The organism is Streptomyces sp. NPDC091682 (assembly GCF_044756625.1).
GTDB lineage: Bacteria > Actinomycetota > Actinomycetes > Streptomycetales > Streptomycetaceae > Streptomyces.
The window spans coordinates 1-24,286 of record NZ_JBIVTH010000045.1 but is presented as its reverse complement, the minus strand read 5'-3'; the positions used below and the strand labels follow the sequence as shown (position 1 = coordinate 24,286).

At 71.7% G+C, this 24,286-nt stretch carries 26 protein-coding genes and 1 pseudogene; 10 read left to right on the top strand and 17 right to left on the bottom strand.

The genetic code is table 11. The features are described 5' to 3' along the window. Window positions 1-370 precede the first annotated feature (370 nt). The 3 genes and pseudogenes from ACIQK6_RS42045 to ACIQK6_RS42035 form a co-directional block, all read right to left on the bottom strand. Window positions 371-676, bottom strand: a pseudogene (locus ACIQK6_RS42045) (3-methyladenine DNA glycosylase); the annotation flags it as partial. 41 nt (window positions 677-717) lie between these two features. Next, on the bottom strand, window positions 718-1,329 hold the full coding sequence (locus tag ACIQK6_RS42040) for a DNA-3-methyladenine glycosylase (protein ID WP_402697700.1): 612 nt from the start codon (window positions 1,327-1,329) through the stop codon (window positions 718-720). Beyond that, window positions 1,236-1,472 carry a DNA-3-methyladenine glycosylase gene (locus tag ACIQK6_RS42035; protein ID WP_402697703.1) on the bottom strand — a complete coding sequence of 79 codons (237 nt, stop codon included), beginning with the start codon at window positions 1,470-1,472 and terminating at the stop codon, window positions 1,236-1,238. Before ACIQK6_RS42035 ends, ACIQK6_RS42040 begins: the two co-directional genes overlap by 94 nt. Before the next feature lie 198 nt (window positions 1,473-1,670). On the opposite strand from ACIQK6_RS42035, the gene ACIQK6_RS42030 reads away from it, so the two are divergent. The 3 genes from ACIQK6_RS42030 (at window position 1,671) to ACIQK6_RS42020 (ending at window position 3,717) form a co-directional block, all read left to right on the top strand. After that, entirely contained in the window at window positions 1,671-2,453 is a 783-nt protein-coding gene (locus ACIQK6_RS42030; RefSeq protein ID WP_030010486.1) for a sporulation protein, read from the top strand. Between the two features lie 75 nt (window positions 2,454-2,528). Continuing rightward, a complete protein-coding gene (locus tag ACIQK6_RS42025) occupies window positions 2,529-3,065 on the top strand; it encodes a YbhB/YbcL family Raf kinase inhibitor-like protein (RefSeq protein ID WP_329103489.1) in 537 nt (178 codons plus the stop codon). A 148-nt stretch (window positions 3,066-3,213) separates the two neighbouring features. Then, window positions 3,214-3,717: an HNH endonuclease gene (locus ACIQK6_RS42020; RefSeq protein WP_037930702.1), complete on the top strand. Its 504-nt coding sequence runs from the start codon at window positions 3,214-3,216 to the stop codon at window positions 3,715-3,717. Window positions 3,718-3,777: 60 nt separating this feature from the next. Here the strand turns inward: ACIQK6_RS42020 and ACIQK6_RS42015 are convergent, their stop codons facing one another. From ACIQK6_RS42015 to ACIQK6_RS42000, 4 genes are all read right to left on the bottom strand, one after another. After that, window positions 3,778-4,548 (bottom strand): sulfite exporter TauE/SafE family protein, encoded by a 771-nt coding sequence (locus ACIQK6_RS42015; RefSeq protein WP_329103482.1) that lies wholly within the window; start codon window positions 4,546-4,548, stop codon window positions 3,778-3,780. Between the two features lie 91 nt (window positions 4,549-4,639). Next, window positions 4,640-5,626, bottom strand: coding sequence for an SPFH domain-containing protein (locus ACIQK6_RS42010; RefSeq protein WP_329103480.1), 987 nt, complete (start codon window positions 5,624-5,626; stop codon window positions 4,640-4,642). Window positions 5,627-5,710: 84 nt separating this feature from the next. Then, entirely contained in the window at window positions 5,711-6,139 is a 429-nt protein-coding gene (locus tag ACIQK6_RS42005; RefSeq protein WP_301372001.1) for an NfeD family protein, read from the bottom strand. A 71-nt stretch (window positions 6,140-6,210) separates the two neighbouring features. Next, entirely contained in the window at window positions 6,211-7,005 is a 795-nt protein-coding gene (locus tag ACIQK6_RS42000) for an ABC transporter ATP-binding protein (protein ID WP_329103478.1), read from the bottom strand. 133 nt (window positions 7,006-7,138) lie between these two features. Here ACIQK6_RS42000 and ACIQK6_RS41995 point away from each other — a divergent pair, with 133 nt between their 5' ends. After that, window positions 7,139-7,921 (top strand): hypothetical protein, encoded by a 783-nt coding sequence (locus ACIQK6_RS41995; RefSeq protein ID WP_329103477.1) that lies wholly within the window; start codon window positions 7,139-7,141, stop codon window positions 7,919-7,921. A gap of 208 nt (window positions 7,922-8,129) precedes the next feature. On the opposite strand, the gene ACIQK6_RS41990 is transcribed toward ACIQK6_RS41995, so the two are convergent. From ACIQK6_RS41990 to ACIQK6_RS41975, 4 genes are all read right to left on the bottom strand, one after another. Then, window positions 8,130-9,146, bottom strand: a complete 1,017-nt coding sequence (locus ACIQK6_RS41990; RefSeq protein ID WP_402697696.1) for a beta-propeller fold lactonase family protein — start codon at window positions 9,144-9,146, stop codon at window positions 8,130-8,132. Between the two features lie 167 nt (window positions 9,147-9,313). Next, window positions 9,314-9,559, bottom strand: coding sequence for a chaplin (locus ACIQK6_RS41985; protein ID WP_329108064.1), 246 nt, complete (start codon window positions 9,557-9,559; stop codon window positions 9,314-9,316). Window positions 9,560-9,708: 149 nt separating this feature from the next. Then, the gene (locus ACIQK6_RS41980) at window positions 9,709-10,371 is read right to left on the bottom strand and encodes a response regulator transcription factor (RefSeq protein WP_329103471.1); all 663 of its coding nucleotides are present in this window, start codon (window positions 10,369-10,371) and stop codon (window positions 9,709-9,711) included. Beyond that, window positions 10,364-11,512, bottom strand: coding sequence for a GAF domain-containing sensor histidine kinase (locus ACIQK6_RS41975; RefSeq protein ID WP_329103469.1), 1,149 nt, complete (start codon window positions 11,510-11,512; stop codon window positions 10,364-10,366). The genes ACIQK6_RS41980 and ACIQK6_RS41975 overlap by 8 nt, the downstream gene beginning before the upstream one ends. A 157-nt stretch (window positions 11,513-11,669) precedes the next feature. Between ACIQK6_RS41975 and ACIQK6_RS41970 the strand changes: the two genes are divergently transcribed. The 3 genes from ACIQK6_RS41970 to ACIQK6_RS41960 all read left to right on the top strand — a co-directional run bounded on the left by ACIQK6_RS41970 (window position 11,670) and on the right by ACIQK6_RS41960 (window position 14,578). After that, window positions 11,670-12,461 carry an SDR family NAD(P)-dependent oxidoreductase gene (locus ACIQK6_RS41970; protein ID WP_329103467.1) on the top strand — a complete coding sequence of 264 codons (792 nt, stop codon included), beginning with the start codon at window positions 11,670-11,672 and terminating at the stop codon, window positions 12,459-12,461. A 44-nt stretch (window positions 12,462-12,505) separates the two neighbouring features. Beyond that, complete coding sequence (locus ACIQK6_RS41965; protein WP_402697701.1) at window positions 12,506-13,609, top strand: S-adenosylmethionine:tRNA ribosyltransferase-isomerase; 1,104 nt, start codon at window positions 12,506-12,508, stop codon at window positions 13,607-13,609. 282 nt (window positions 13,610-13,891) lie between these two features. After that, complete coding sequence (locus ACIQK6_RS41960; RefSeq protein WP_402697694.1) at window positions 13,892-14,578, top strand: transglycosylase SLT domain-containing protein; 687 nt, start codon at window positions 13,892-13,894, stop codon at window positions 14,576-14,578. Window positions 14,579-14,708: 130 nt separating this feature from the next. On the opposite strand, the gene ACIQK6_RS41955 is transcribed toward ACIQK6_RS41960, so the two are convergent. Beyond that, window positions 14,709-17,222: an FHA domain-containing protein gene (locus ACIQK6_RS41955; RefSeq protein ID WP_329108059.1), complete on the bottom strand. Its 2,514-nt coding sequence runs from the start codon at window positions 17,220-17,222 to the stop codon at window positions 14,709-14,711. 253 nt (window positions 17,223-17,475) lie between these two features. Between ACIQK6_RS41955 and ACIQK6_RS41950 the strand changes: the two genes are divergently transcribed. Both ACIQK6_RS41950 and serB read left to right on the top strand, forming a co-directional pair. After that, window positions 17,476-19,044, top strand: a complete 1,569-nt coding sequence (locus ACIQK6_RS41950) for a streptophobe family protein (RefSeq protein ID WP_402697692.1) — start codon at window positions 17,476-17,478, stop codon at window positions 19,042-19,044. 145 nt (window positions 19,045-19,189) lie between these two features. Further along, complete coding sequence (gene serB / locus ACIQK6_RS41945) at window positions 19,190-20,389, top strand: phosphoserine phosphatase SerB (RefSeq protein ID WP_329103461.1); 1,200 nt, start codon at window positions 19,190-19,192, stop codon at window positions 20,387-20,389. Between the two features lie 71 nt (window positions 20,390-20,460). On the opposite strand, the gene ACIQK6_RS41940 is transcribed toward serB, so the two are convergent. From ACIQK6_RS41940 to ACIQK6_RS41925, 4 genes are all read right to left on the bottom strand, one after another. Next, complete coding sequence (locus ACIQK6_RS41940; protein ID WP_329103459.1) at window positions 20,461-20,982, bottom strand: histidine phosphatase family protein; 522 nt, start codon at window positions 20,980-20,982, stop codon at window positions 20,461-20,463. Window positions 20,983-21,064: 82 nt separating this feature from the next. After that, window positions 21,065-21,292 carry a hypothetical protein gene (locus ACIQK6_RS41935; protein WP_329103457.1) on the bottom strand — a complete coding sequence of 76 codons (228 nt, stop codon included), beginning with the start codon at window positions 21,290-21,292 and terminating at the stop codon, window positions 21,065-21,067. A gap of 154 nt (window positions 21,293-21,446) precedes the next feature. Beyond that, window positions 21,447-21,566 carry an SGM_5486 family transporter-associated protein gene (locus ACIQK6_RS41930; protein WP_266598082.1) on the bottom strand — a complete coding sequence of 40 codons (120 nt, stop codon included), beginning with the start codon at window positions 21,564-21,566 and terminating at the stop codon, window positions 21,447-21,449. A gap of 5 nt (window positions 21,567-21,571) precedes the next feature. Beyond that, window positions 21,572-22,864, bottom strand: a complete 1,293-nt coding sequence (locus ACIQK6_RS41925; RefSeq protein ID WP_402697690.1) for a CynX/NimT family MFS transporter — start codon at window positions 22,862-22,864, stop codon at window positions 21,572-21,574. A 69-nt stretch (window positions 22,865-22,933) separates the two neighbouring features. On the opposite strand from ACIQK6_RS41925, the gene ACIQK6_RS41920 reads away from it, so the two are divergent. Next, window positions 22,934-23,662, top strand: coding sequence for an FCD domain-containing protein (locus ACIQK6_RS41920; RefSeq protein ID WP_329103453.1), 729 nt, complete (start codon window positions 22,934-22,936; stop codon window positions 23,660-23,662). On the opposite strand, the gene ACIQK6_RS41915 is transcribed toward ACIQK6_RS41920, so the two are convergent. Continuing rightward, window positions 23,643-24,074, bottom strand: a complete 432-nt coding sequence (locus ACIQK6_RS41915) for a hypothetical protein (protein WP_329103452.1) — start codon at window positions 24,072-24,074, stop codon at window positions 23,643-23,645. The two genes, ACIQK6_RS41920 and ACIQK6_RS41915, sit on opposite strands and share 20 nt — an antisense overlap. Between the last annotated feature and the right edge of the window lie 212 nt (window positions 24,075-24,286).

The following is a 24,286-nucleotide window of genomic DNA, read 5'->3' as shown; positions in this document are numbered from 1 at the left end:
TTTGGCACGCTGTTGAGTTCTCAAGGAACGGACGCTTCCTTTGTACTCACCCCCGCGACATCCGCTAGGGCTTTCCTCCGGGCTTTCGTTCTGCTGTCTTGCGTTTCCAACTCTACCAGATCATTTCCGCGCCGTTTCCGGCGATGGATTTGAATTCGGCGACCGTTGGGGGTCTTTGCCTTTCGGCGTTCACTACGTTAGCGCTTTTCCCTTGTGACGCATAATCGAGTCACCGGCAGAGAATTCGGGCATGCCGAATAGAACCCCGCCAGGGGCAAGTCGAAGGTAGTGGGTTGGCCGCTCAGGGTCTGCCGATGGCAGTGCCCCGTAAAAGCGGCTCGAGCTACGTTAGGCGTCCGGCAGGGCCGAGTCAAGTTGAGCGGCGGCGTGGTGCGTGGGCGCGGTGCGGGCTCACCGTCGGGTCGTGGGTGCCGCAGAAGCAGTACGGGTGGTCCGCGCCGGCACCGCCGACTCCCGTGCGCGGACCGCTCCTCACCAGGTCGGACGAGGCGGGGGTGGCCACGAGGAGGGACAGGGGCGAATCGGGACCCGCGCAGAGGTACGTCCCGTCCAACGCGCGGTCCACGTCCAGACCGGTTGCCAGTCGGGCCGGCCTCTTGGCGGGTTCTCGCGGGCTTCTGGCTGAAAATCGACGTTTGAAGGACCAAGTCACCCCGACGTGGCCAGCCGTCCGGCCCGGGGTCGGCGCTCGGCGACTCAGGCTCCGGCGGGCGGTTTGGCTCGCGGGCTCAGTCGGTACGCCGAGACCGTCGGATCGCCGGCGAGGTGGAACCGGTGTTGCCAGTCGTGGGCCTTGCTCACGCCCACCCGAGGACCAGCCTGGATGAGCGCGGCAGGCACCTGCTCCCCGTCGGACAGCACGACCGAGGTACCCGTCAGAAGGTCTGCGCCGTTGTGCTCCCCGGTGATGCCGAGGGCCTGACAGAAGTTCCCCGGGCCTCGGGCAAGGCGTGGGCTCTCGACCGTCTCCCCCCGTCGCTTGCGTGCCAGCTCTTCCCCCTCGATGACCCTGCCCGCCCGGATGAGGACGGCCGAGGCAATGCCGTCCGTGCCGGTGACGACGTTGGCGCACCAGTGGAGGCCGTGGGACCGGTACACGTACAGGTGTCCTGCGGGTCCGAACATGACCGCGTTACGGGGTGTCCGGCCTCGGTAGGCATGGGAAGCCGGGTCCGCCGCGCCGGAGTACGCCTCGGTCTCGGTGATGGCGATGCTCACGGTTCCCCGGGCGGTCTTGCAGGTGAGGACACTCCCGAGCAGCTTGGGGGCGACTTCTTCGGCAGGCTGGGCGAGGAGATCGACATCCATGCTGACTGCCTTGACGTGCCGGAGACGAAGTGGACGTATGCGTGTCTGGACGGGCCGGACGTCGACGCGTTGCGGGCGGTGCGGCCGCGGCAGGCGCGGGAGCCGGGGTCGCTCTCCCCTTCGTACGCCTCGACCTCCGTGATGCGCAGTTCGAGGGGGTCCGGGGCCGCAGGGGGGCCGGGCGGTCGAAGGGGGAGCGGGGAAGGGGCGTACGGTCAGGGCGCGCGCTCATCCGGTCGAGCGTAGTGGAGCGCGTCCCCCTGGAACCGGGGCCTAAGGTTCCGCGTTGGTACAGGGTAGTCGCGGCGTAGTCGCCAGATCCTTTCAAGGGGAGTTAGAGCATGGGCTTCAAGAAGCTGTTCGCGAGCCTGGGCGCCGGTGGTGCTTCGGTGGACACGATCATCACCGAGCCGAACGTCGTGCCGGGCGGGATCGTCCAGGGCGAGGTGCGGATCCAGGGTGGATCCGTGGAGCAGCAGATCGAGGGGCTGTCCGTCGGGCTGCAGGCGCGGGTCGAGGTCGAGGGCGGCGACCAGGAGTACAAGCAGGACATCGTCTTCACCAAGCAGCGTCTGGGCGGTGCCTTCAAGGTGCAGCCCGGTGCGCTGCACGTGGTGCCGTTCGGGCTGGAGATCCCGTGGGAGACGCCGATCACCCACTTCGGGGGTCAGCACCTGCACGGGATGAACATCGGGGTCAGCACCGAGCTGGAGATCGCGCGCGCGGTGGACGCGGGCGACCTCGACGCGATCAACGTGCACCCGGTGCCGGCGCAGCAGGCGATCCTCGATGCCTTCCGGCAGCTCGGCTTCACGTTCCGCAGCGCGGACATGGAGCGCGGGCACATCCGTGGGACGCGTCAGTCGCTGCCCTTCTACCAGGAGATCGAGTTCCTGCCGCCGTCGCAGTACCGCGGGCTGCACCAGGTCGAGCTCACCTTCATCTCGGACGGCCGGGAGATGGACGTCGTGCTCGAGATGGACAAGAAGCCCGGTCTGTTCACCGAGGGCAGCGACACCTACCGCTGCTTCCAGGTGGGTCTGCAGTCGTACCAGGGCACGGACTGGGCGGCGTACCTGAACCAGTGGATCGCGTCGGTCGGTTCGCAGCGCAACTGGTTCTAGGCTCGGAACCGCGTCCGTACACGGCGGGCGCGGTCCGATGTCTCCCCTTCGTCTCCCCCTTCCGGAGGTTCAGCAGTGCCAGAGCAGAGCAGGTCGCACCTTCCGCACGACTTCCACCCCGAGGTCGCGTCCTTCACCGTGACGAGCGAGGACGTCTCTCATGGAGCCGACCTGCACGCCGCCCAGGTCCTCACGGGGAAGAACGTCTCGCCGCACCTGCGCTGGGAGGGCTTTCCCGAGGGGACGAAGAGCTTCGCCGTGACCTGCTTCGACCCGGACGCGCCCACGGGCAGCGGGTTCTGGCACTGGGTCCTCTTCGACCTGCCCGTTTCGGTGACGGAGCTGCCGGCCGGGGCGGGCACCGGGGACTTCGCGGGGCTGCCGGAGGGGGCCGTGCACGCGCGGAACGACTACGGCACGAGGGACTTCGGCGGTGCGGCCCCGCCGCGCGGGGAGCGGCACCGCTACGTGTTCACCGTGTACGCGGTGGACCGGGAGCAGCTCGGCCCGGACGAGGACTCGTCGCCGGCGGTCGTCGGATTCCATCTGCGGTTCCACGCCCTGGGGCGTGCGCAGCTCGTCGCGGAGTACGAGGCGCCCGCCGCGCGCTGATCGTTTCCCGAGCGTTCGCCCGGTCCTGGTCTAAAGAAGGCCAGGACCGGGCATTTTTATTGCGTTGTCCCGCGTGGCGCGCGCGGCCAGAGTGGTTGCGGGCCCTGCTGCCAGGGTGGTCGCGGGCCTGCACACGGAGGTGGGCGAGATGCGGGACACGCTGGTGCTGAATGCGAGCTTCGAGCCGCTGTCGACGGTGACTCTGAATCGTGCTGTGGTTCTGGTGCTCCAGGACAAGGCCGTCGTCGAACAGTCGCACCCCGAGCTGCGTGTGCGCGCGGCCACCATGGATCTTCCGATGCCCCGGGTGATCCGGCTCTGCAGGTACGTCCGGGTGCCCTTCCGAAGACATGCTCCCTGGTCGCGGAGGGGGGTGTTGGTCCGGGACCAGCACCGTTGCGCGTACTGCGGGAAGCGCGCGACGACCGTGGACCACGTACTGCCGCGGGCCCAGGGGGGTGGCGACACCTGGCTGAACACGGTGGCGTCCTGCGCCGAGGACAACCACCGCAAGGCGGCGCGGACTCCTGAGGAGGCGGGGATGCCGCTCCTCCGGAAGCCCTTCGTGCCGTCGCCGGCGGATGCGATGCTGCTGGCCCTGGGGGTGGCCGGGCAGGAGGCGCTCCCGGAGTGGCTGGAGCGCTCCGCCTGAGCGGATCTCCCACGTTCGGTGGAGGCGGTCGCGCTGGGCGGCGTAGTTCTTCTACGTCGCTCAGCTGACGAGCAGTTGGACGATGGCGAGGATGCCGACCGTAACGATGACCGCGCGCAGGACGGTCGGCGAGAGGCGCCGGCCGACCTTGGCGCCGATCTGACCGCCGATCGTGGAGCCGACGGCGATGAGGGCGACGGCCGTCCAGTCGAACTCTGCGACGAAGAGGAAGACGACGGCCGCGATGCCGTTCACCAGAGCGGCGATGACGTTCTTGACGGCGTTGATGCGTTGCAGGTCCTCGCGGAGCAGCAGGCCCATCAGGCCGAGGTAGAGCACGCCCTGGGCAGCACCGAAGTAGCCTCCGTACGCGCTGGAGAGCAGCATGCCGCCGAGCAGGGCCGGTCCGCCGTCGGGGTGGCCGGTGTCGTCTCCGGCGGCTTCCTGGCGTCGGCGCAGCGCCGCGGCGAGCCGGGGCTGGAGGACGACGAGGACCAGGGCCAGGGCGATCAGGACCGGCACGATCGTGTCGAAGGACTCGGACGGCAGGGTGAGGAGCAGGAGCGCGCCCGCGAGTCCGCCGATGAGGGACACGGCGCCGAGCCGCAGGATGCGGGCGCGCTGGCCCTGGAGCTCCTTGCGGTAGCCGATGGCTCCGCTGATCGAACCGGGCACCAGGCCCAGGGTGTTGGACACGTTGGCGGTGACCGGGGGCAGTCCGGTGGCGAGCAGCACCGGGAAGGTGATCAGGGTGCCGGAGCCGACGATGGTGTTGATCGTGCCCGCGCCGATGCCGGCGGCGAAGACAGCGAGTGATTCCCAGATGGACATGGACGGTGCCATCCCCTTTGCATGAGTGAGTCGCCTCCCCGCCATGAAGGTCGAGGGGCCTCACTGATCATGCAGGAAGGGGTGGCGCGTGTCAGTCGATGGGGGGCTGTTCCCGGCGGTCCGCGCCGTCCTTGTCCCGCGCGGCCGGGATGCCGCCGCCGTCCTTGCCGGTGCCGCCCGGGTTGAAGCCCGAACCGCCGGCCATGGGGCCGAAGTTGCCCATGGCTCCGGAGAGGCCCTTGAGGGCGTCGCCGATCTCGCTCGGCACGATCCAGAGCTTGTTGGCGTCGCCTTCGGCGATCTTCGGGAGCATCTGGAGGTACTGGTAGGCGAGGAGCTTCTGGTCGGCGTCGCCGGCGTGGATGGACTCGAAGACCGTACGGATGGCCTGTGCCTCGCCCTCGGCGCGCAGCGCGGCGGCCTTGGCGTCACCTTCGGCGCGCAGGATGGAGGACTGCTTCTCACCTTCGGCGCGCAGGATCTCGGACTGCCGGACGCCTTCGGCCTGGAGGATCGCGGCGCGCTTGTCGCGGTCGGCGCGCATCTGCTTCTCCATCGAGTCCTGGATGGAGGTCGGCGGCTCGATGGCCTTGAGCTCGACGCGGTTGACGCGGATGCCCCACTTGCCGGTGGCCTCGTCGAGGACTCCGCGCAGGGCCGCGTTGATCTCCTCGCGGGAGGTGAGGGTCCGCTCCAGGTCCATGCCACCGATGATGTTGCGGAGCGTGGTGACGGTGAGCTGCTCGATGGCCTGGATGTAGCTGGCCACTTCGTAGGTCGCGGCCCGGGCGTCGGTCACCTGGTAGTAGATGACGGTGTCGATGTTGACGACCAGGTTGTCCTGGGTGATGACGGGCTGCGGCGGGAACGGAACGACCTGTTCGCGGAGGTCGATCCGGTTGCGGATCGAGTCGATGAACGGGACGACGATGTTGAGGCCCGCGTTCAGGGTGCGGGTGTAGCGGCCGAACCGCTCGACGATGGCGGCGCTGGCCTGCGGGATCACCTGGATCGTCTTGACCAGTGCGATGAAGACCAGAACCACCAGAATGATCAGGACGATGATGATCGGTTGCATGCGGTTCCCCGTGCCCTTCCGGCTGTCTGTGCTGCCCCGTTGATCGGAGTCTCGCAGACCCGGGGGCCGCGAGCAGGCTGCTTCTCACATCACGACGGCGGTCGCCCCGTCGATCTCCACGACGTCGACGGACTGGCCGGGTTCGAAGCTGGTGTCCGCGTCGAGGGTGCGCGCGGACCAGACCTCACCGGCGAGTTTGATGCGGCCGCCGCTGCCGTCGACCCGTTCCAGGACGACGGCTGATCTGCCCCTCAACGCGTCGATGCCGCTGCGGTGTTGGGGGCGCTGGGTGCGGTGCCGGTTGGCGATGGGGCGGACGACGGCGATGAGCGCGACCGACACGATCACGAAGACCAGGACCTGCGCCACCACTCCCCCGCCGACGGCAGCCGTGACGGCGGCCGCGACCGCGCCCACGGCGAACATGCCGAACTCCGGCATGGCGGTCAGGACGAGGGGGATGCCCAGTCCGACCGCGCCGATGAGCCACCACACCCACGCGTCGATGTCCACATGGTCATGGTAGGTCCGGTGGGCGCGGTCCGGACAGGGTGCGGGGACCCGCAAGAGGGTTGAGAGACGGCCTAGCCGAGCGGAAGGCCCTGGGCGGTCCAGCGGTCGGCGCCGTTGCGCGCGACGACCAGCGGGAGGCCGAAGCAGAGGGAGAGGTTGCGGGAGGTCAGTTCGAGGTCGATCGGGCCCGCGGTGACGACCTTGCCCTGACGGACCATCAGGACGTGGGTGAAGCCGGGGGCGATCTCCTCGACGTGGTGCGTGACCATGACCATCGACGGGGCGAGCGGGTCGCGGGCCAGGCGGCCGAGGCGGCGTACGAGGTCCTCGCGACCGCCGAGGTCGAGACCGGCGGCGGGCTCGTCGAGGAGCAGCAGCTCGGGGTCGGTCATCAGGGCGCGGGCGATCAGCGTGCGCTTGCGCTCGCCCTCGGAGAGGGTGCCGAACTTGCGGTCGAGGTACTCGGTCATGCCGAGGCGGTCGAGGAAGGCGCGGGCGCGCTGCTCGTCGACGTCCTCGTACTCCTCCTGCCAGGTCGCCGTCATGCCGTAGGCGGCGGTGAGGACGGTCTGCAGGACGGTCTGCCGCTTGGGCAGCTTGTCGGCCATCGCGATGCCGGCGACACCGATGCGGGGGCGCAGCTCGAAGACGTCCACCTTGCCGAGGGTGCTGCCGAGGATGGTGGCTGTGCCCTTGGTGGGGAAGAGGTAGCTGGAGGCGAGGTTCAGCAGTGTGGTCTTGCCGGCGCCGTTGGGGCCGAGGATCACCCAGCGCTCGCCCTCCTTCACCGACCAGGAGACCTGGTCCACCAGAGCCCGGCCCTCGCGGACCACGGATACGTCCACCAGCTCCAGAACATCGCTCATGAGCGTGTTGTCACCCCTTGCAGTCACGGTTCTCTGTGCGCCGGTAGACGCAGCCCCAAGGGAAAACCTACGCCACTCGGAGCGGGGTCCGGGGCCGGGGCCCGGTGCCGGGGCCGATCCGTAAAGTGGGGGGATGCTTTTCGAACCACGTTCAGGGCGCTTGGCCGCCTGGGGGAACGCACTGCTGGCCGGTCTGGTCTCGCCCGACGAGGCCGTGTTGTCGATCGTGGGCGAGGACGCCGTGCACCGGGTGGAGGGGCTGGCGGGCGAAACGGGCCCCGTCGGTCTCACCCTGGCGCTCGGCCGGCTGCGGGCCCTGGGGGTGACGGGGCTGCGGGTGGCGCTGCCGGCACCGGGGCATCCGCTCGGGCTGAGCGGGCCGCCGGAGTTCAATGCGCGCGCGCTGGAGGCGGAGGAGGCGGTCGTCGCGGTGGGAGCGGCGCTGGGGCTGGTGCCGGAGGTGTCCGAGGTCGGCCCGGCCGGGGACGTCCACGTGTCGGTGACCTGGCACGTGCTGCCCGTACGGGAGGCCCCGCCGGCCGACGTGCCCTCGCTGGGCGAGGCGGAGCGGGAGCTGGCGGAGGCGCTGCGCGAGGCGACCGAGGTGCTGACCCGGCTGGACGTCGCGGGGTCCGGGCCGGCCGCGGAGGCCGCGCTGTCGGCGTACCGGGCTCGGGCGGAGGCCGGACGGGAGGCGCTGGCGCCGGGGTATCCGGCGCGGGCGGTACGGGTGCTGGCGCTGGCGCAGCGGGTGGACCTGATGGTGTCGCTGGCGTACGAGAACGGGCACGGGGGCGCGGTGGCCGCCTCGGAGATGGCGGCGCGGGCGGAGGCGCTGCGGCCGGTGGAGCGGGTCGCACGGCGGGCGCTCGTGGCGGCGTACAACTCGGCCGTAGAGGCGCGCGAGCGGGGGTAATCCCCCGGGCCGGGGCGTTGCCGGGCGTGGCTGCGGCGCCGCTGCGCGGGCGGCCCCGGCTGCGCCGGGCTTCGTGGGGCTGCGCCCCGCGCCCCGCGCCCCGAACTCCCCGGCTACCGCTGGGAGGTGCCCCCTGGCGGGGCTGGGGTGGGCGCGCCTCAACGCCGAAGGGGCGGATCGGGCGCGCCACGGCGACGGAGGAGGCGGATCAGCGGGGGATTGCTTGCGCCGTGACGCCGGTCGGGCCGTCGCCGACCGGGACGGTGGCGGTCCTACCCGTTCTGGTGTCGATCACCGACAGGGTGTCCGAGTCGAAGTTGCTGACGTGGACGCTGCGGCCGTCCGGGCCTACGGCGAGGCCGTTCGGGCCGTCGCCCACGGCGACGGTTTCCGTCACGGTGTGGCTGCGGGTGCTGATGACCGACACGTCGTCCGACCCGAGGTCGGCGACGTAGACGCGGCGGCCGTCGGGCAGGACTCCGATGCCCGCGGGCTGGTCGCCGACCGGGATGCGGTCCGTCTCCGTACGCGCCCGGGTGTCGACCACCGACACGTCGTCCGAGTCCAGGTTGGAGACGTAGAGGCGACGGCCGTCGAGGGCGAGGGCGAGGGCGGTGGGTCCGCCGCCGACGGGGATCTCGGCGGTGACCGCGCCGCTGTCGGTGCGGATCACCGAGACGCTGTCGGAACCGGCGTTGGCGACGTACAGCGTGCGGGCGTCCGGTGTCACCGCCAGGCCCAGGGGTGCGTCGCCCACGGCGATGGTGTCCGTGACGGAAAGGGTGCGAGGGCTGATCACCGACACGGTGCCCGAGCCGACGTTGGCCACGTAGACGTTCGTGTTGTCCGGGGAGACCGTCACCCTGCTCGGTTCGTGTCCGACCGCGACGGTGTCGACGACCGTCCTGGTGCGGGTGTCGACCACGGACACGGTGTCCGCCGCGGAGTCGGTGACGTAGAGGCGGGAGCCGTCGGGGCTGAGGGCCACGCTGTCGGGGCCGTTCCCCACGGGAACGGTGTCCACGACGGTGCCGGAGCGGGGGTCGACGACCGAGACCGTGTCGGAGTGGAGGTTCGCCACGTAGACGAGGGCGGAGGCGGCGTGGGTGGGGCTCGCCGTGGGCGCTGCCGCCTGCGCCCCGGGCGGGTACGGCGGTCCCATCAGGCCCACTGCCGCGGCGAACACGACGGCGGCGCATCGGACGATGTCCCGGTTCCTCGTCATGCGGGCCACGCTAGGACCGCGGGCGGGGCCGCGGGATGAGGCTCGCGCGCGGGCGGGGTCGATGGCCCCCGTCTGCCCGCGACGGCGTGCGGACGCAACCGAACGGCGCCGCTTCCTGGGGAGAGGGAGGAAGCGGCGCCGCGTGCGGGGTCAGGTCACGCGGGGGGTCAGGCGTTGACGCCGGTGTTGCCGAAGGCGGGGTTGAGCAGACCGATCACGTTGACCGAGTTGCCGACCACGTTCACGGGGACGTGGACGGGGACCTGGAGCAGGTTCCCGGAGGCCACGCCGGGCGAGTTCAGGGCCTCGCCCTCCGCCGACGCACCGCCGTGCGCCGAGGAGACACCGGCGCCGGCGGCGAGGAGGCCACCAGCGATCATGGTGACGGCTGCGGCCTTCTTGAAGTTCTTCACGTTCTCGTCCTCCAGTACGTCTGCCGCGACCAGCCGTCGCGACACGCCTTGGAGAACGGCCGGTCCGCGATCGGGATACGCCATGTGGGCTACATACACCCGACCGTATGAATCTCAGTCCGGAACGAGACGATCCGATTTACCTCTGATCACTCGACGATTCCGTGCCTGACCGCCCACAATGCGGCCTGGGTCCGATCGGAAAGGTCCAACTTCATCAGGATGTTCGAGACGTGGGTCTTGACCGTCTTCTCGGAGAGGACCAGGGCACGGGCGATCTCCCGGTTGGAGCGGCCGTCGGCGATCAGGCCCAGGACCTCGCGTTCGCGGTCGGTCAGCGAGCCGGGCCGGCCCGCCGGAGAGCCCTGGTCGTCCTGGGAGAGCAGGGCGAGGGCCACCTCCGGCTGGAGGAGCACGTGGCCCGCGTGGACGGAGCGGATGGCTCCGGCCAGCGCGTCCGGGTCGATGTCCTTGTAGACGTATCCGGCCGCACCGGCCCGCAGGGCGGGGACCACGGTCCGCTGCTCGGTGAAGCTGGTGACGATCAGCACGCGGGCGGGGTTCGCCAGCTCGCGCAGCCTGCGCAGCGCCTCGATGCCGTCGGTACCCGGCATCTTGATGTCCATCAGGATCACGTCGGGTCCCAGCTCCTCGGCCCGGGCGATGCCCTCTTCGCCGTCGGAGGCCTCGCCGACCACCTCGATGTCCTCCTGGACCTCCAGGAAGGTCCGCAGGCCCCGCCGGACCACCTGGTGGTCGTCGACCAGCAGTACTCGAATGCCGCTGCCGCTCCGGGCGGTGCTGTCAGCCACCGGGGACCTCCATCTCGATCGTGGTGCCCCGACCGGGCTCCGAGTGCACGGTGAGCCGGCCGCCGACGCCGCTCGCGCGGTCCCGCATGGAGACCAGGCCCAGATGCCGGCCCGCCCTGCGGACCGTCCGGGGGTCGAAGCCCTTGCCGGTGTCGAGGACCTTGAGGACCGCGCCCCCGGCGGAGGTCCGGGCCAGGGTGACCTCGACGCGGTCGCCGCCGGAGTGGCGCAGGGCGTTGTGCAGGGCCTCCTGGGCGACGCGGAGCAGCGCTTCCTCCTGGGTCGCCGGCAGGGCCCGTACGCCGTCACAGGTGAAGGTGACGTGCGCGGTGTGGGCGCGGTCGAGGACGTGGACGTGGGTGCGGAGGGTGGCGACCAGGCCGTCCTCGTCCAGGGCGGCCGGGCGCAGCTCGGTCACGGCGGCGCGCAGTTCGTCGGCGGCCTCCGCCGCCAGGGCCGCCACCTGCTGGAGCTCGCCCTTGGCCCGGGCCGGGTCGCGGTCGACCAGGGTGGCGGCGGCTTGGGCGGTGAGGCGGAGCGAGAAGAGCTTCTGGCTGACGGCGTCGTGCAGCTCGTGCGCGAGCCGGGAGCGCTCCTCGGCGATGGTGAGTTCGCGGCTGCGCTCGTAGAGGTGGGCGTTGGTCAGGGCGATCGCCGCGTGCTGGGCGAGGAGGGAGAGGAGTTCCTGGTCCTCGTCGGTGAACCCGCGGGGGCCGCGCTTGTTCGCCAGGAAGAGGGCGCCGAGGGTCTCCTCGCCGTCGCGCACGGGCATGCCGAGGAAGTCGGACATCTCCGGGTGGGCGGCCGGCCAGCCCTCGAAGCGCGGGTCCTTGCGTACGTCGGCCAGGCGCTCGGGGCCGCCTTCGTGGAGCATCGCGGCGAGGATGCCGTGCTGGCGGGGCAGCGGGCCGATGCGCCGCCACTGCTCCGCGCTGATGCCGTCCACGACGAACTGGGCGAAGCCGCCGTGGTCGTCCGGGACGCCCAAGGCCGCGTACTCGGCGTCCAGGAGTTCGCGGGCGGACACGACGATCGTGCGCAGGACGTCGCGGACCTCCAGGCGGCGGCTCATGGCGAGCAGGGCGGTGCTCACGGCGGCCAGGCCGCTGGGGGGCCCGCCGTGCGGGGGGCTACCGGTCATGGGCTCACCGTACCCGCGGCCTTGACCTGCGGGATCGGGCCGTGGACGTAGGTCCAAGGGACCTACGGGGGTGGGGCTCGTGGCCGACGCGGCGGGGCGCGGGCCGTTCCTAGGTTGGGGGCATCTGCTGATCGGGACGGAAGGCGAGGGTGCTGTCATGTCGGTGGCGATCGTGACGGGGGCGTCCAGGGGACTGGGCCGGGCGCTGGCCGGGGAGCTGGCGGCGCGGGGCTGGGACCTGGTGCTGAGCGCACGGGGTGCGGCGGCGCTGGAGGAAGCCGCGGCCGGTCCGGCGCGGGCGGCCGGGGTGCGGGTGGTGACGGTGGCCGGGGACGTGTCCTCGGCGGCGCACCGGGCGGCGCTGGTGGCGGCGGCGCAGGAGTTGGGCGGGCTGGACCTCTTGGTGAACAACGCGGGGGTGCTCGGGGCCGAGCCGTTGGTGCCGCTGGCGGAGCATGCGCTGGACGGGCTGCGCGAGGCCTTCGAGGTCAATGTGGTGGGGCCGCTGGGGCTGGTCCAGGAGGGGCTGCCGCTGTTGCGGGCGGGTCGGGCCGGGGCGGTGCTGAACATCAGCTCGGACGCGGCGGTGGTGGCGTACGCGACGTGGGGGGCGTACGGGGCGACCAAGGCGGCGGGGGACCTGCTGTCGGCCGTGCTGGCGGTGGAGGAGCCGGGGCTGCGGGTGTGGTGGGCCGATCCGGGATCGATGCGGACGCGGATGATGGCGGCGGCCGAGCCGGACGAGGACCTGGCGGGGCTACCGGCGCCGGAGGAGGTGGCTCCGGCGCTGATGCGGCTGGTGGAGCGGGAGCTGCCGAGCGGGCGGTACACGGCGCGGGAGCTGGCCGCGGAGGCGGGCCCGGGGACGGGCGCGGAGGCGGGGGGCGAGGCGGGCGCGGAAGCGGCCGCGGGAGCCGTCCCCGGGGCGGCCGCGGGGGGTGGGCGGTGAGCCGGCATCGAGCCCTACGGGAGACAGGTCTATATATAACGGACATACCGCCGCAATTGTTGGCCCGGGTCCCGGCCGAGCAGCGGGGACCGGGGCTGGGGCGGGACGCCGTGAGGCTCCTGGTGTCCCGGGGTAGCGAGCAGGTGTCGCTGCACGCCTTCCGGGAACTGCCGGGGCTGCTGCGGGCCGGAGACGTACTGGTGGTGAACACCTCGACCACGCTGGCGGCCGCCGTGGACGCCCGGCTGGGCGGCGAGGACCTGGTGGTGCACTTCTCGACCCGGGGCGACGGCGGGTACCCGGGGACGAGGCCCCGGGACGGCCGCTGGGCGGTGGAGCTGCGCTCCCCGGCCGGCGGCGGGACGACCCGGCCGCGCGCCGGGGGGCCCGCCGGGGCGGTGCTGGAGCTGCCGGGCGGACACCGCCTCACCCTGGAGGAGCCCCTGACGGCGGGCGCGGACCGGCTGTGGTGGGCACGCCCCTCCCCCGCGCCGGACGGGGTGCCGGCGCTGCTGCGGACGCACGGGCGGCCGATCCGGTACGCGTACACGGAACGGGACCAGCCGATCTCGGCCCATCAGACGGTGTTCGCGGTGCCGGCCGCCGACGGGGCGGGCTCGGCGGAGATGCCGAGCGCGGGCCGGCCCTTCACGGCGGAGCTGGTGGCGCGGCTGGTGAGCCGGGGGGTGCAGTTCGCCCCGCTGGTCCTGCATGCGGGGGTGGCCTCGCAGGAGGCGCACGAACCTCCGTACCCGGAGCGGTACGAGGTGTCCGCCACCACGGCGGGGCTGGTGAACGCCGCCAGGGCCGCGGGAGGGAGGGTCATCGCGGTGGGGACCACGGCGGTACGGGCCCTGGAATCGGCCGCGGACGCATCGGGGCGGGTGCGCCCGGCCGCCGGGTGGACCGACCTGGTGGTGACTCCGGAGCGCGGGGTGCGGGTGGTGGACGGGCTGCTGACCGGGCTGCACGAGCCCGAGGCGTCCCATCTGCTGATGCTGGAGGCGGTCGCGGGGCGGACCGCCGTACGGCTCGGGTATGCCGAGGCACTGGCCCGGCTCTGCCTCTGGCACGAGTTCGGGGACGTTCATCTGCTACTCAAGGATGAGAACCGTGACCATATGCATTGCGACAGCAACGCAATGTGAAACCGCCCCGCGCCCCATGTGACCCCGCACATAGGACCCACATCACTTACGAAGCCGCCTAGTGGACGGATAAAGGCCCTGTCAGTGCTGTCCCACCTAGCGTCGAGGCCCGAAATGGGGCCTCGACGCCCACGCGTGATCCACTAAGCGGGATCGTACGTCACACCTTTGCCACAGGATTTTGCCGCCGCTAAGAATTGCTCCCGTCGCACAGCACCGCGGATCCCCGGATCCACAAAGCGCCTTCCTGCGACTCCCGCTATTCGAAGAGGTTGCCCCGCCATGTCTGCTTCCCGCACCCCCGGTCACAGTCGTCTGACGAAGGCACACAAGCTGTCCATCGCCGGTGTCGCCACGCTGAGCGCCGCCGCCGTCGCCTTCTCCCTCGCTCCGGGCGGCACCGCCGCCGCCGAGGCGCAGACGATCAACGCTGCCCCCGTCGCCTGGACCCAGGCCGTCAACGGCGCGCAGACGAAGACGCTGCAGGGCCACCTCTCCGCGCAGCAGGTCATCTCCCAGGCGAACGCCAAGGCCGCCGCCAAGATCAAGGCCGACGCCGACGCGAAGGCCAAGGCCGAGGCCGCCGCGAAGAAGGCGCGCGAGCAGAAGGCTGCCGCCAGCCGCTCCGCCGCCCGCACCCCGGTCTTCGCGAACAACCTCGACGGTTGGATCAAGGAAGCCCTCTTCATCATGAAGAAGGAGGGCATTCCGGGCACCTACGCCGGCATCCACAAGAACGTCATGCGCGAGTCCAGCGGTAACCCGATGGCGATCAACAACTGGGACATCAACGCCCAGAACGGCATCCCCAGCAAGGGTCTGCTCCAGGTCATCTACCCGACCTTCAAGGCGTACCACGTCAAGGGCACCAAGTTCGACCAGTACGACCCGGTCGCCAACATCGTCGCCGCCTGCAACTACGCGGCCGACCGCTACGGCTCCATGGACAACGTCAACAGCGCCTACTAGGCCTCGGCGCACCCAAAGCCCCATGCGCCTCAGGGCGGCACCCGGACTTCCGGATGCCGCCCTGAGGCGTTTTGCGGTACGTGCGCACGTGCGGCGCGCGGTACGTGCGTGCGGTCGTCCCGCCCGCGTCCTACTTGCCCGCGCGCATGACCTCGGGCTCGTGGCGGCGCAGCAGGCGCTGCACCGCGAAGCCGCAGGCCACGCCGATGAGCAGCAGGATGGTGATGTTCAGGCTCCACTGGCCGATCGTGGCGTCCCAGAGCGGGTCGGTGTTGGTCGGGTTCTCCGCGTCCCACGGCGGCATGAGCTTGCCGAGGTTCAGCGTGGTGCCGGCGGCGGCGATGGCCCAGCGGGACGGCATCAGCCAGGCGAACTGCTCCAGGCCCGGGGAGTCGTAGACCTGGAAGAGGATGCCGGTGAAGACGACCTGGACGATCGCGAACATGACCAGCAGCGGCATGGTCTTCTCGGCGGTCTTCACCAGCGAGGAGATCACCAGGCCGAACATCATCGAGGTGAAGCCGAGCGCGATGACCGACAGGCAGATCTCGACGGCCGGCGGCATGATCAGGCCCTCGGCGGGCAGGTCGCGCGGGAAGAAGCCGATCGCACAGATGATCACGCCCTGGATGGCCGTGATGACTCCGAGGACGATCACCTTCGACATGAGGTACGCGGACCGGTACAGGCCGGTCGCGCGTTCCCGCTCGTAGATGACCCGTTCCTTGATCAGCTCGCGGACCGAGTTGGCGGCGCCCGAGAAGCACATGCCGACCGCGAGGATCAGCATGATCGTGCCGGCGTCACCGTTGAAGCGAGACGGCGCGACGGGAGGCGCGAGGCCGAACTTCGCGGGGATCACCGTGGAGACCACGCCGAGGACGGCGGGCAGGAGCACCATCAGGGCCAGGAAGCCCACGTCGGAAGCGATCACCGAGACGTAGCGGCGGATCAGCGTCCACAGCTGCGAGCCCCAACCCTGCGGCTTGGTCGGGTGCATCTGCTGGACCGGGGGCATCGCGCCGGACTGCGGGGCGATCGCGTCGATGTCGGCGGCGTACAGCTGGTAGTGCTGGGATCCCTTCCAGCGGCCGGCCCAGTCGTAGTCGCGGTAGTTCTCGAAGGCCGAGAACACGTCCGCCCACGTGGTGTAGCCGAAGAAGTTCAGCGCCTCGTCCGGCGGACCGAAGTACGCGACCGAACCGCCCGGGGCCATGACCAGCAGCTTGTCGCAGATGGCCAGCTCGGCGACCGAGTGGGTGACGACGAGGACCGTGCGGCCGTCGTCGGCGAGGCCGCGCAGCAGCTGCATGACGTCGCGGTCCATGCCCGGGTCGAGGCCCGAGGTCGGCTCGTCCAGGAAGATCAGCGAGGGCTTGGTGAGCAGCTCCAGAGCCACGGACACGCGCTTGCGCTGACCACCCGAGAGCGCGGTGATCTTCTTGTCCTTGTGGATGTCGAGCTTGAGCTCGCGCAGCACCTCGTCGATGCGGGCGGCGCGCTCGGACTCGGCGGTGTCGCCCGGGAAGCGGAGCTTGGCCGCGTACTTCAGGGCGGTGCGGACGGTCAGTTCCTTGTGCAGGATGTCGTCCTGCGGGACCAGGCCGATGCGCTGGCGGAGCTCCGCGAACTGCTTGTACAGGTTGCGGTTGTCGTAGAGGACGTCGCCCTGGTCGGCGGGCCGGTAACCGGTCAGCGCCTTGAGCAGGGTGGACTTGCCGGAGCCCGAGGGTCCGATGACGCCGATCAGCGACTTCTCGGGGACGCCGAAGGTGACGTCCTTGAGGATCTGCTTGCCGCCGTCGACCGTGACCGTGAGGTGGCGGGCCGAGAAGGAGACCTCGCCGGTGTCGACGAACTCCTCGAGGCGGTCACCGACGATCCGGAACGTCGAGTGGCCGACGCCGACGATGTCGTTCGGGCCCAGCAGAGCGGTGCCGGACTTCGCCAGCGGCTGACCGTTGACGTACGTGCCGTTGTGGCTGCCGAGGTCGTGGATCTCGAAGCGGCCGCCGGGCATCGAGCGGAACTCGGCGTGATGGCGGGAGACCTGGAGGTCGGAGACCACCAGTTCGTTCTCCAGCGCACGGCCGATCCGCATGACGTGGCCCAGCGAGAGCTGGTGGAACGTCGTCGGGCTGCGGTCTCCGTAGGCCGGGGCCCCGCCCTGCGCCGGGCGGGGAGCCGCGGCGCCCTGCTGGTGCGGGAGGTGGGCCTGCGGCTGCTGCGCGTGCTGCTGCTGTGCGTGCTGCTGCTGTTCCCAGGCCTGGGGCTGCTGCGCGTGCTGCTGCTGCGGGGCCTGATAGGCCGGGGCCTGCGGCTGGGCGTACGCCTGGGCCGGGGCCTGCTGCGCCACGGCCGGCTGCGGCGCGGCGGCAGCGCTCAGATTCAGCCGCGGTCCGTCGGTCGCGTTGCCCAAGTGGACCGGCGTGCCGGGCACGAGCTCGGTCTGCTGGACCCTGGCCCCGTGCACGTAGGTGCCGTTGGTGCTGCCGTGGTCCTCGATGCCCCAACCCCGGCCGTTCCAGGTGATGGTGGCGTGCCGCCACGACACCCGCGCATCGTCGATCACCACGTCTCCCTGGGGGTCACGCCCCAGCGAGTACGACCTGGACGGATCGAGCGTCCAGGTCCTTCCGTTCAATTCCAGTACGAGTTCCGGCACTCCAGCCCCACTTAAGTCCCCCGAGAATCCCCCATGACGTCAGGGAGTCTAGGGATGGCGAACATCCGGGGGAACTATTTCAGGCCTACAGCCGTATGTGGAATCCGGGCCTTGCCGGGGCGTCTACGCCTGCCCGTTGACGGGGTCGCAAGTCACCCGGAGAGTGAGATACGGGACTTCTCGCCCGGGGGTCCCGTCGCGTACCGCTCGGTAGGCATCGGGGGTTCACCGTATGCGCCGCATCCGTTGGGGAGACGTGCTGCTGTCCGCCGTCGCCACCGTGGGCTGGTCCCTGATCGCGATGGCAGGGGTGGCCGGACTCGGGCTGCACCTGCTGGGCGCCGACGCCTCCGACGCCTCGAGGGGCTCGCTCGGCGCGATGACGGCGGCCACGGTGGTCCTCGCGATCGGTGGAACCGTGACCCCCTCGGGTGACGTCTCGGTCTTCGGAGTCACCGGTGCGGGCGCCGAAACCTCCCTGGACGGCATGCCCTTGGGGGTGTCGCTGGCCGGGGCGCTGGTCATGGCCTCGTTGTTCCTGCGTTCCCTCCGGGCCTGGGCGGGGCACGGGGAAACGGCGGCCAGGGTGGCGGTCCTCGGGGCGCTGTTCGTCGCGCTGGCGGGCGCTCTGGCGCGGGCCGGGCACGGCGTGGTCACCCTCGACGGGACGCTGCCGCTGCCGAAGACCCCCGCGAAGGTCGAGGTCCCGGGGATCGGGGACATCGGCGGGCTGCTCCCGGACCGCATCGGGGACCTGATCGAGACCCGGACCCGAGTGGCGTTCTCGGTGGAGCTCGGGCCGACCCTGTTGGGCGCGGGGGTGTGGGTGCTCGCCGTACTGGCGCTCGCGCTGCTGGTCTCGCGGCGCGGGCCGACCGCGCTGGCCCGGCTGCGCCCGGCAGCCTCGGCGATGGTGGCAATGCTGCTGGTCGCGGTGGCGGCCGGATGGGCCGCGGCGGTGTGGGCGGCGCTGGGCGACGACCAGCCGCGGCGGGTGTGGGGCGGAGCGCTGCTGGGGGCGCCGAACGGGAGCTGGCTGGGGTTGCTGCTGGGGCTGTTCGTACCGGTGCGCGGCCGCGTCTCGGGGGCTCCGGCCCGGCTGCTGCCCGATCCGTTGGACGACCTGCTGGCGGTGTCCGCACGGGAGCCGGTCACGGTGGCCCGCCTCGGGGAGTACGACGAGCGGCTGTGGCTGCTGGTCGCGGGGGCGGCCCTGTTGCTGCTCTACGCGGGCGCGCTGGCGGCCGTACGGACGCCGGGGCGCGGGATCCTGGGGTGCGCGGTGCGGCTGTCGGTCTGTACCGGGGCGACCCTGGCGGTGCTGGCGTGGTTGACGGGGTTCTCGGCGGACGCTTCGCTCGCGGTGCTGGGTGTGGATGTGGTGGACGCGGGGGTGGAGCTGCGGGGGGACGTCCCGTACGCCCTGCTGCTGGGCGCGCTCTGGGGGGCGGTGGCCGGTGCGGTGGGTGCACTGCTGACCCGTCGGCGCCGGGCCGCCCTGCCGGGTCGGGCCGGCGCGCCGGGGCCCGCGCCGAGGTGGCCCGACCCCGGGGCGCCGACGGCCGCGTACCCGGGGGCCGTACCGTACGGCGGGCCCGTGCGCGGGCCGCGGCCCGGAGCGGGCGGGGAGGTGGACGGCTCCTGGGACGTGACCGTGACGGGCGTCCCGCCCTGGTCGCCGGGGCTGCCGAAACCGCCCCGCCGGGAGCCCTTCACTCCCCCTCCGCCGCCGGGAGCCCCGCCCCCGCCGAAGCCGCTGAGGCCACCGAGGCCGCCGGGGCCACCGGCGCCGCCGCGGTGAGGCCGGCGGCCGTTGCCCGGGGCTCCGCCGCGGCTCCCGCGCCTCGAACGACGGAGGGTCGGAACGTTCGTTCGGTCGGCGCGACCGTTCACGACGTGGGACGGGGGTCCTGGGGCCCGGGTCGGGAAGATACGGTGAGGGCACCATGAGCGCATCGCAGACCTCCGACGTCCCCACCCTCCTCGTCAAGATCTTCGGCAAGGACCGTCCCGGGATCACCGCCGGGCTGTTCGACACCCTCGCCGCCTACTCCGTCGACGTCGTCGACATCGAGCAGGTCGTCACCCGTGGCCGCATCGTCCTGTGCGCCCTCGTCACCAAGCCCGACGGCGGAGCCGAGGGCGACTTGCGGGCGACCGTCCACAGCTGGGCCGAATCCCTCAAGATGCAGGCCGAGATCCTCTCCGGTACCGGTGACAACCGGCCGCGCGGCAGCGGCCGCTCCCACGTCACCGTGCTCGGGCACCCGCTCACCGCCGAGTCCACGGCCGCGATCGCCGCCCGGATCACCGAGACCGGCGGAAACATCGACCGGATCTTCCGGCTCGCCAAGTACCCGGTGACGGCGGTGGAATTCGCCGTCTCCGGTGTCGAGACGGAGCCGCTGCGCACCGCGCTGGCCACCGCCTCCGCGCACATCGGCGTGGACGTGGCCGTGGTCTCGGCCGGATTGCACCGCCGGGCCCAGCGCCTGGTCGTCATGGACGTGGACTCGACCCTCATCCAGGACGAGGTCATCGAGCTGTTCGCGGCGCACGCCGGGTGCGAGGCCGAGGTCGCCGAGGTCACCGAGCGGGCCATGCGCGGTGAGCTGGACTTCGAGCAGTCGCTGCACGCCCGGGTGGCGCTGCTCGCGGGGCTGGACGCGTCCGTCGTGGACAAGGTCCGCGCCGAGGTGCAGCTGACCCCGGGCGCGCGGACCCTGATCCGCACGCTCAAGCGGCTCGGCTACCAGGTGGGTGTGGTCTCCGGCGGGTTCACCCAGGTGACGGACGATCTGCGGGAGCGACTGGGGCTGGACTTCGCCTCCGCCAACACCCTGGAGATCGTCGACGGGAAGCTGACGGGCAAGGTCACCGGCGAGATCGTGGACCGGGCGGGCAAGGCCCGGCTGCTGCGCCGCTTCGCCGCGGAGGCCGACGTACCGCTGTCCCAGACGGTGGCCATCGGCGACGGCGCCAACGACCTGGACATGCTGAACGCGGCCGGGCTGGGCGTGGCCTTCAACGCCAAGCCGGTCGTCCGCGAGGCCGCGCACACCGCGGTGAACGTGCCCTTCCTCGACGCGGTGCTGTACCTGCTCGGGATCACCCGTGAGGAGATCGAGGCCGCCGACCTGGCCTGACCCCGACGCACGCGAAGGGCCCCGGCAGCCGGTGCGGTTGCCGGGGCGCTTCGGTGTCCTGGGTCCGCCGGTCAGAGGCCCTTGGGGGTCCAGTAGTCGAGCAGTGTGCCCACGCCGTGTTCCACGGACTTCCACGATCCGGTGAAGGAGACCACGGCGAGGGCCGCGGTCGGGAAGCCCGTACGGGTCATGCGCGCCAGGGTCTCGCCCTCCGCGCGCCCCGAGAGGGCGTCGGCGAGGGCGTGCATTCCGGGGTTGTGCCCGATGACGAGGAGGTCGGAGACCTCGTCGGAGGTCTCGTTGAGCAGGGCGATGAGCTCACCCAGCGAGGCGTCGTAGAGCCGCTCCTCGTAGTGGGTCTTCGGCCGGTGCGGCATCTCCTGGACGGCCAGCTTCCAGGTCTCGCGGGTGCGGGCGGCGGTGGAGCACAGGGCCAGGTCGAAGACGATGCCGGTTTCGGCCAGCTTCAGACCGACGGCCGGCGCGTCCTTGCGGCCTCGTTCCGCGAGGGGGCGATCGTGGTCGGACACATCGGGCCAGTCGGCCTTGGCGTGCCGGAGGAGGGCGATCCTGCGGGGTGTGTCGGCGCTCATGACTCCCAGCTTCGCATGAAACGAGGCGCAGGGCGCAGGGCGTTGGGGGGGGCTCACGCCCGGGTGAGGGGCGCGCAGGAGGTCAGCCGGCGGCGCGCAGCAGCTGCTCGGCGATCTGGACGAGGCCCGAGACCTCGCCGGTGGCCGCTTGGGCCTCGCCCGATCCGGCGAGGAGCAGCAGCAGGAGCCCGAAGGCGAGGGCGGGCAGGGCCAGTGCCCACCAGTGCAACCGGGTGCTCGCGGCAGTGGCGCGGGCCCGGGGGCGGGTGGGGCCCGGCGGGAGGGGGCTGATGTGCGTGGGGGCCGACATGGCCGCCTCCGTGGGTGGGGACCGGACTGACTCACTGCCTACGAATCTATGGATCCGGGGCGGTGGTTCCCATCCGGGGCACACCCCACTTCACCCTGAGCCTGACCCCCTAGGGGTAGTGGGGTTAACCCCACCCCCTCCCCGGAGCAGGGGCTCACGGGGAGGCGATCGTGGCGATGACCGAGATGATCACGGTGACGGCGAGGAACGCGCCGAGCACGAGGCCGAGCTTCTTGCGGCCGTTCTGCGGGTTCGGTTCAAGTACGGGCGTCATGCCGGTCAGTCTCCCATGCCGCATTCGTCCTCGATCGTGCGGTCCCGTCCGGCGAGGACGCCCAGCACGACCTGCGGTACGAGCAGTCCGGCCATCAGGGCGAGCGGCAGGTCCCAGCCTCCGCTGTGCTGGTAGAGGGTGCCGATGAGGAGGGGGCCGGGGATGGAGATGAGGTAGCCGGTGCTCTGGGCGAAGGCGGAGAGCTTGACCACGCCGGCCGGGGACTTGGCGCGCAGCCCGATGAGGGTGATGACGAGGGGGAAGGCGCAGTTGGAGATGCCGAGCAGGAGCGCCCAGGCCCAGGCTCCTGCGGCGGGGGCGAAGTAGAGGCCGAGGTAGCCGGTGAGGCCGAAGGCGCCGAGGGTGACCGCGATGGCGCCCTGGTTCTTCATCCGGGCGGCGAGGCTGGGGATGACGAAGGCGAGCGGGACGCCCATGACCATGGTGACGGCGAGGAGCACTCCGGCCGTGGAGGCGAAGACCCCGGCGTCGCGGAAGATCTGCGGGAGCCAGCCCATGGTGATGTACGCACCGGTGGCTTGGAGGCCGAAGTAGCAGGCCAGGGCCCAGGCGGTGCGGCTGCGGACGACCCGGGGGCCGGCTCCGGAACCCACCGGCCCGGCGGTGGACCCGGCCCGGTCGGCGCGCCGGGAGGCGCGGGCGACGAGCAGCCAGGGCAGTACGGCGAACAGGGCGAGCACGGCCCAGACCAGCAGGCCGGTGCGCCAGCTGCCGCCGAGGGCGTCGGTCAGCGGGACGGTCGCGGCGGCGGCGAGCGAGGTGCCGGCGGCCAGGCACATGGAGTACAGGCCGATCATGGTGCCGACCCTGTCGGGGAAGTAGCGCTTGACGATCACCGGGAGCAGCACGTTGGTGAGGGCTATGCCGGCCAGCGACAGGGCGCTGGCGGCGAGGAAGCCGACGGCGCCGGTGGCGAAGGGGCGCACCAGCAGGCCGGTGGCGACCGCGGCCATGCCGGCGCAGACGACGGCGGCCGGGCCGAAGCGGCGGGAGAGCCGGGGTGCGGTGACGCCGAAGACGGCGAAGCAGAGGGCGGGGACGGAGGTGATCAGTCCGGCGACGGTGCCGCTCATGCCGAGGCCCGTGCGGGTCTCCTCGAAGAGGGCGCCGAGGCTGGTGATGGCGGGCCGCAGGTTGAGGGCGGCCAGCACGATTCCGACGATGAGCACCGGGCCGAGCCAGGTCGGGGCGGCCTGGGCGGGGGTGGAAGGGTACTGGTCGGGGGCGGTGCGCACGACCGGCGGGCGGTTCATGGTCCGGATGTCTTCGTCGGGCATTCAACCATCATAGAATCATGGGATGATTGGTTGTCCAGTCGCTCGTGAAGTCGCCTCCGAGAGGAACCCATGCCGCTGACCTCGCCCCGGCGCTCCGCGCTCGTCGATCAGGTGATCGCCCAGCTGCGGAACCAGATCACCTCCGGCGAGTGGCCGGTCGGCGCCCGCATTCCGACCGAGCCGAAGCTCGTCGAGCTGCTGGGCGTCGCCCGCAACACGGTGCGCGAGGCCGTGCGGGCGCTGGCGCACAACGGCCTCCTCGACATCCGCCAGGGTTCGGGGACGTACGTCATCGCCACCAGCGAGCTGGCCGGCGTGATGCACCGCCGCTTCGCCGGGGCCGACCCGCGGCACATCGCCGAGCTGCGTTCGACGCTGGAGTCCGCGGCGGCCCGACTGGCGGCGGAGCGGCGTACCGAGCGGGACCTCGTACAGCTGGACGCCCTGCTGGCGCGCCGCGAGGAGGCCTGGACGGGCGGCGACGCGGAGGTCTTCGTGGCGGCGGACGTGAGTCTGCACATGGCGGTGGTGACCGCCTCGCACAACGAGGTGCTGATCGAGCTGTACGCGGACCTCGGCGATCTGGTGGCGGACTGGCTGCGGGGGGACGTGGGGACCGAACTGCACCCTTCCGCCCACCTGGACCACGCCCGGTTGATCGAGGCGATCCGGCGGGGCGACGGGGACGCGGCGGCCTCGGAGGCCGCGGGCTACCCCTTCGCCTGCCTCGGCGAGAAGGCGGCTGACACGCCGGTCAACAGCGCGGAGGACGCCCCGCTCACGGGCGCCGGTGGCTGACCCAGGCCGAGCGGACCTCTTTCCAGCAGCGGCCGACGAGCTCGGTCCGGCCGGCCGGGCCGACGGCCACGGCGACGCCGTCGCCGTCCACGTCCCACCAGCGGTCGCACTCGACGTGCAGCCGGACGAGGTCGGTCTCCGGGTAGGCGTTGTGGCAGTACGCCGACACCTGCGAGCCCTGGATCACGGTGTCGCAGTCGGCACCGAAGAGCTCGCCCCCGGCGGGCCGTACGGGCTGCGCGGGGGGCTCGGCGGGGATGTCGGCGAGCTCCACGACGGCAGGGGCCACCGCGTCGGTGCCGGGTACGGGCTCCGCCCCCACGGGCTGCGCGGCGGCTCCGGGGACCAGGAGCCCGGTCAGGATCACGGTCGTGACCAGCACGGCTACGGCTCGGCTCGGTCTCGCGCGCACTCCTGTCCTCCTCCCCGCAGGAGCCGAGAAGATCCCGGCCTGGTCAGTTTGCAGGCATTCGTCCCGGTTTTCGACTCGGGAAGATCCGGTCGGCCGGTGAACATTCGGTCGAACGCACCCCCCCGTTATGTTTTTCGCGGTCCTGCAATGGGGCCGCTGGCCTCCGGGCCCGGTATGACTGTGTCCCCTCTGTCGGACGAATGACCTGGGGG

What these genes read in the sequence shown, in the direction of transcription:
- ACIQK6_RS42040 (WP_402697700.1), bottom strand. Translation starts at nt 1,329, where the DNA reads ATGGATGTCGATCTCCTCGCCCAGCCTGCCGAAGAAGTCGCCCCCAAG.
- ACIQK6_RS42030 (WP_030010486.1), top strand. Translation starts at nt 1,671, where the DNA reads ATGGGCTTCAAGAAGCTGTTCGCGAGCCTGGGCGCCGGTGGTGCTTCG.
- ACIQK6_RS42020 (WP_037930702.1), top strand. Translation starts at nt 3,214, where the DNA reads ATGCGGGACACGCTGGTGCTGAATGCGAGCTTCGAGCCGCTGTCGACG.
- ACIQK6_RS42015 (WP_329103482.1), bottom strand. Translation starts at nt 4,548, where the DNA reads ATGTCCATCTGGGAATCACTCGCTGTCTTCGCCGCCGGCATCGGCGCG.
- ACIQK6_RS42010 (WP_329103480.1), bottom strand. Translation starts at nt 5,626, where the DNA reads ATGCAACCGATCATCATCGTCCTGATCATTCTGGTGGTTCTGGTCTTC.
- ACIQK6_RS42000 (WP_329103478.1), bottom strand. Translation starts at nt 7,005, where the DNA reads ATGAGCGATGTTCTGGAGCTGGTGGACGTATCCGTGGTCCGCGAGGGC.
- ACIQK6_RS41995 (WP_329103477.1), top strand. Translation starts at nt 7,139, where the DNA reads ATGCTTTTCGAACCACGTTCAGGGCGCTTGGCCGCCTGGGGGAACGCA.
- ACIQK6_RS41990 (WP_402697696.1), bottom strand. Translation starts at nt 9,146, where the DNA reads ATGACGAGGAACCGGGACATCGTCCGATGCGCCGCCGTCGTGTTCGCC.
- ACIQK6_RS41975 (WP_329103469.1), bottom strand. Translation starts at nt 11,512, where the DNA reads ATGACCGGTAGCCCCCCGCACGGCGGGCCCCCCAGCGGCCTGGCCGCC.
- ACIQK6_RS41970 (WP_329103467.1), top strand. Translation starts at nt 11,670, where the DNA reads ATGTCGGTGGCGATCGTGACGGGGGCGTCCAGGGGACTGGGCCGGGCG.
- ACIQK6_RS41960 (WP_402697694.1), top strand. Translation starts at nt 13,892, where the DNA reads ATGTCTGCTTCCCGCACCCCCGGTCACAGTCGTCTGACGAAGGCACAC.
- ACIQK6_RS41950 (WP_402697692.1), top strand. Translation starts at nt 17,476, where the DNA reads ATGCGCCGCATCCGTTGGGGAGACGTGCTGCTGTCCGCCGTCGCCACC.
- serB (WP_329103461.1), top strand. Translation starts at nt 19,190, where the DNA reads ATGAGCGCATCGCAGACCTCCGACGTCCCCACCCTCCTCGTCAAGATC.
- ACIQK6_RS41940 (WP_329103459.1), bottom strand. Translation starts at nt 20,982, where the DNA reads ATGAGCGCCGACACACCCCGCAGGATCGCCCTCCTCCGGCACGCCAAG.
- ACIQK6_RS41935 (WP_329103457.1), bottom strand. Translation starts at nt 21,292, where the DNA reads ATGTCGGCCCCCACGCACATCAGCCCCCTCCCGCCGGGCCCCACCCGC.
- ACIQK6_RS41930 (WP_266598082.1), bottom strand. Translation starts at nt 21,566, where the DNA reads ATGACGCCCGTACTTGAACCGAACCCGCAGAACGGCCGCAAGAAGCTC.
- ACIQK6_RS41925 (WP_402697690.1), bottom strand. Translation starts at nt 22,864, where the DNA reads ATGCCCGACGAAGACATCCGGACCATGAACCGCCCGCCGGTCGTGCGC.
- ACIQK6_RS41920 (WP_329103453.1), top strand. Translation starts at nt 22,934, where the DNA reads ATGCCGCTGACCTCGCCCCGGCGCTCCGCGCTCGTCGATCAGGTGATC.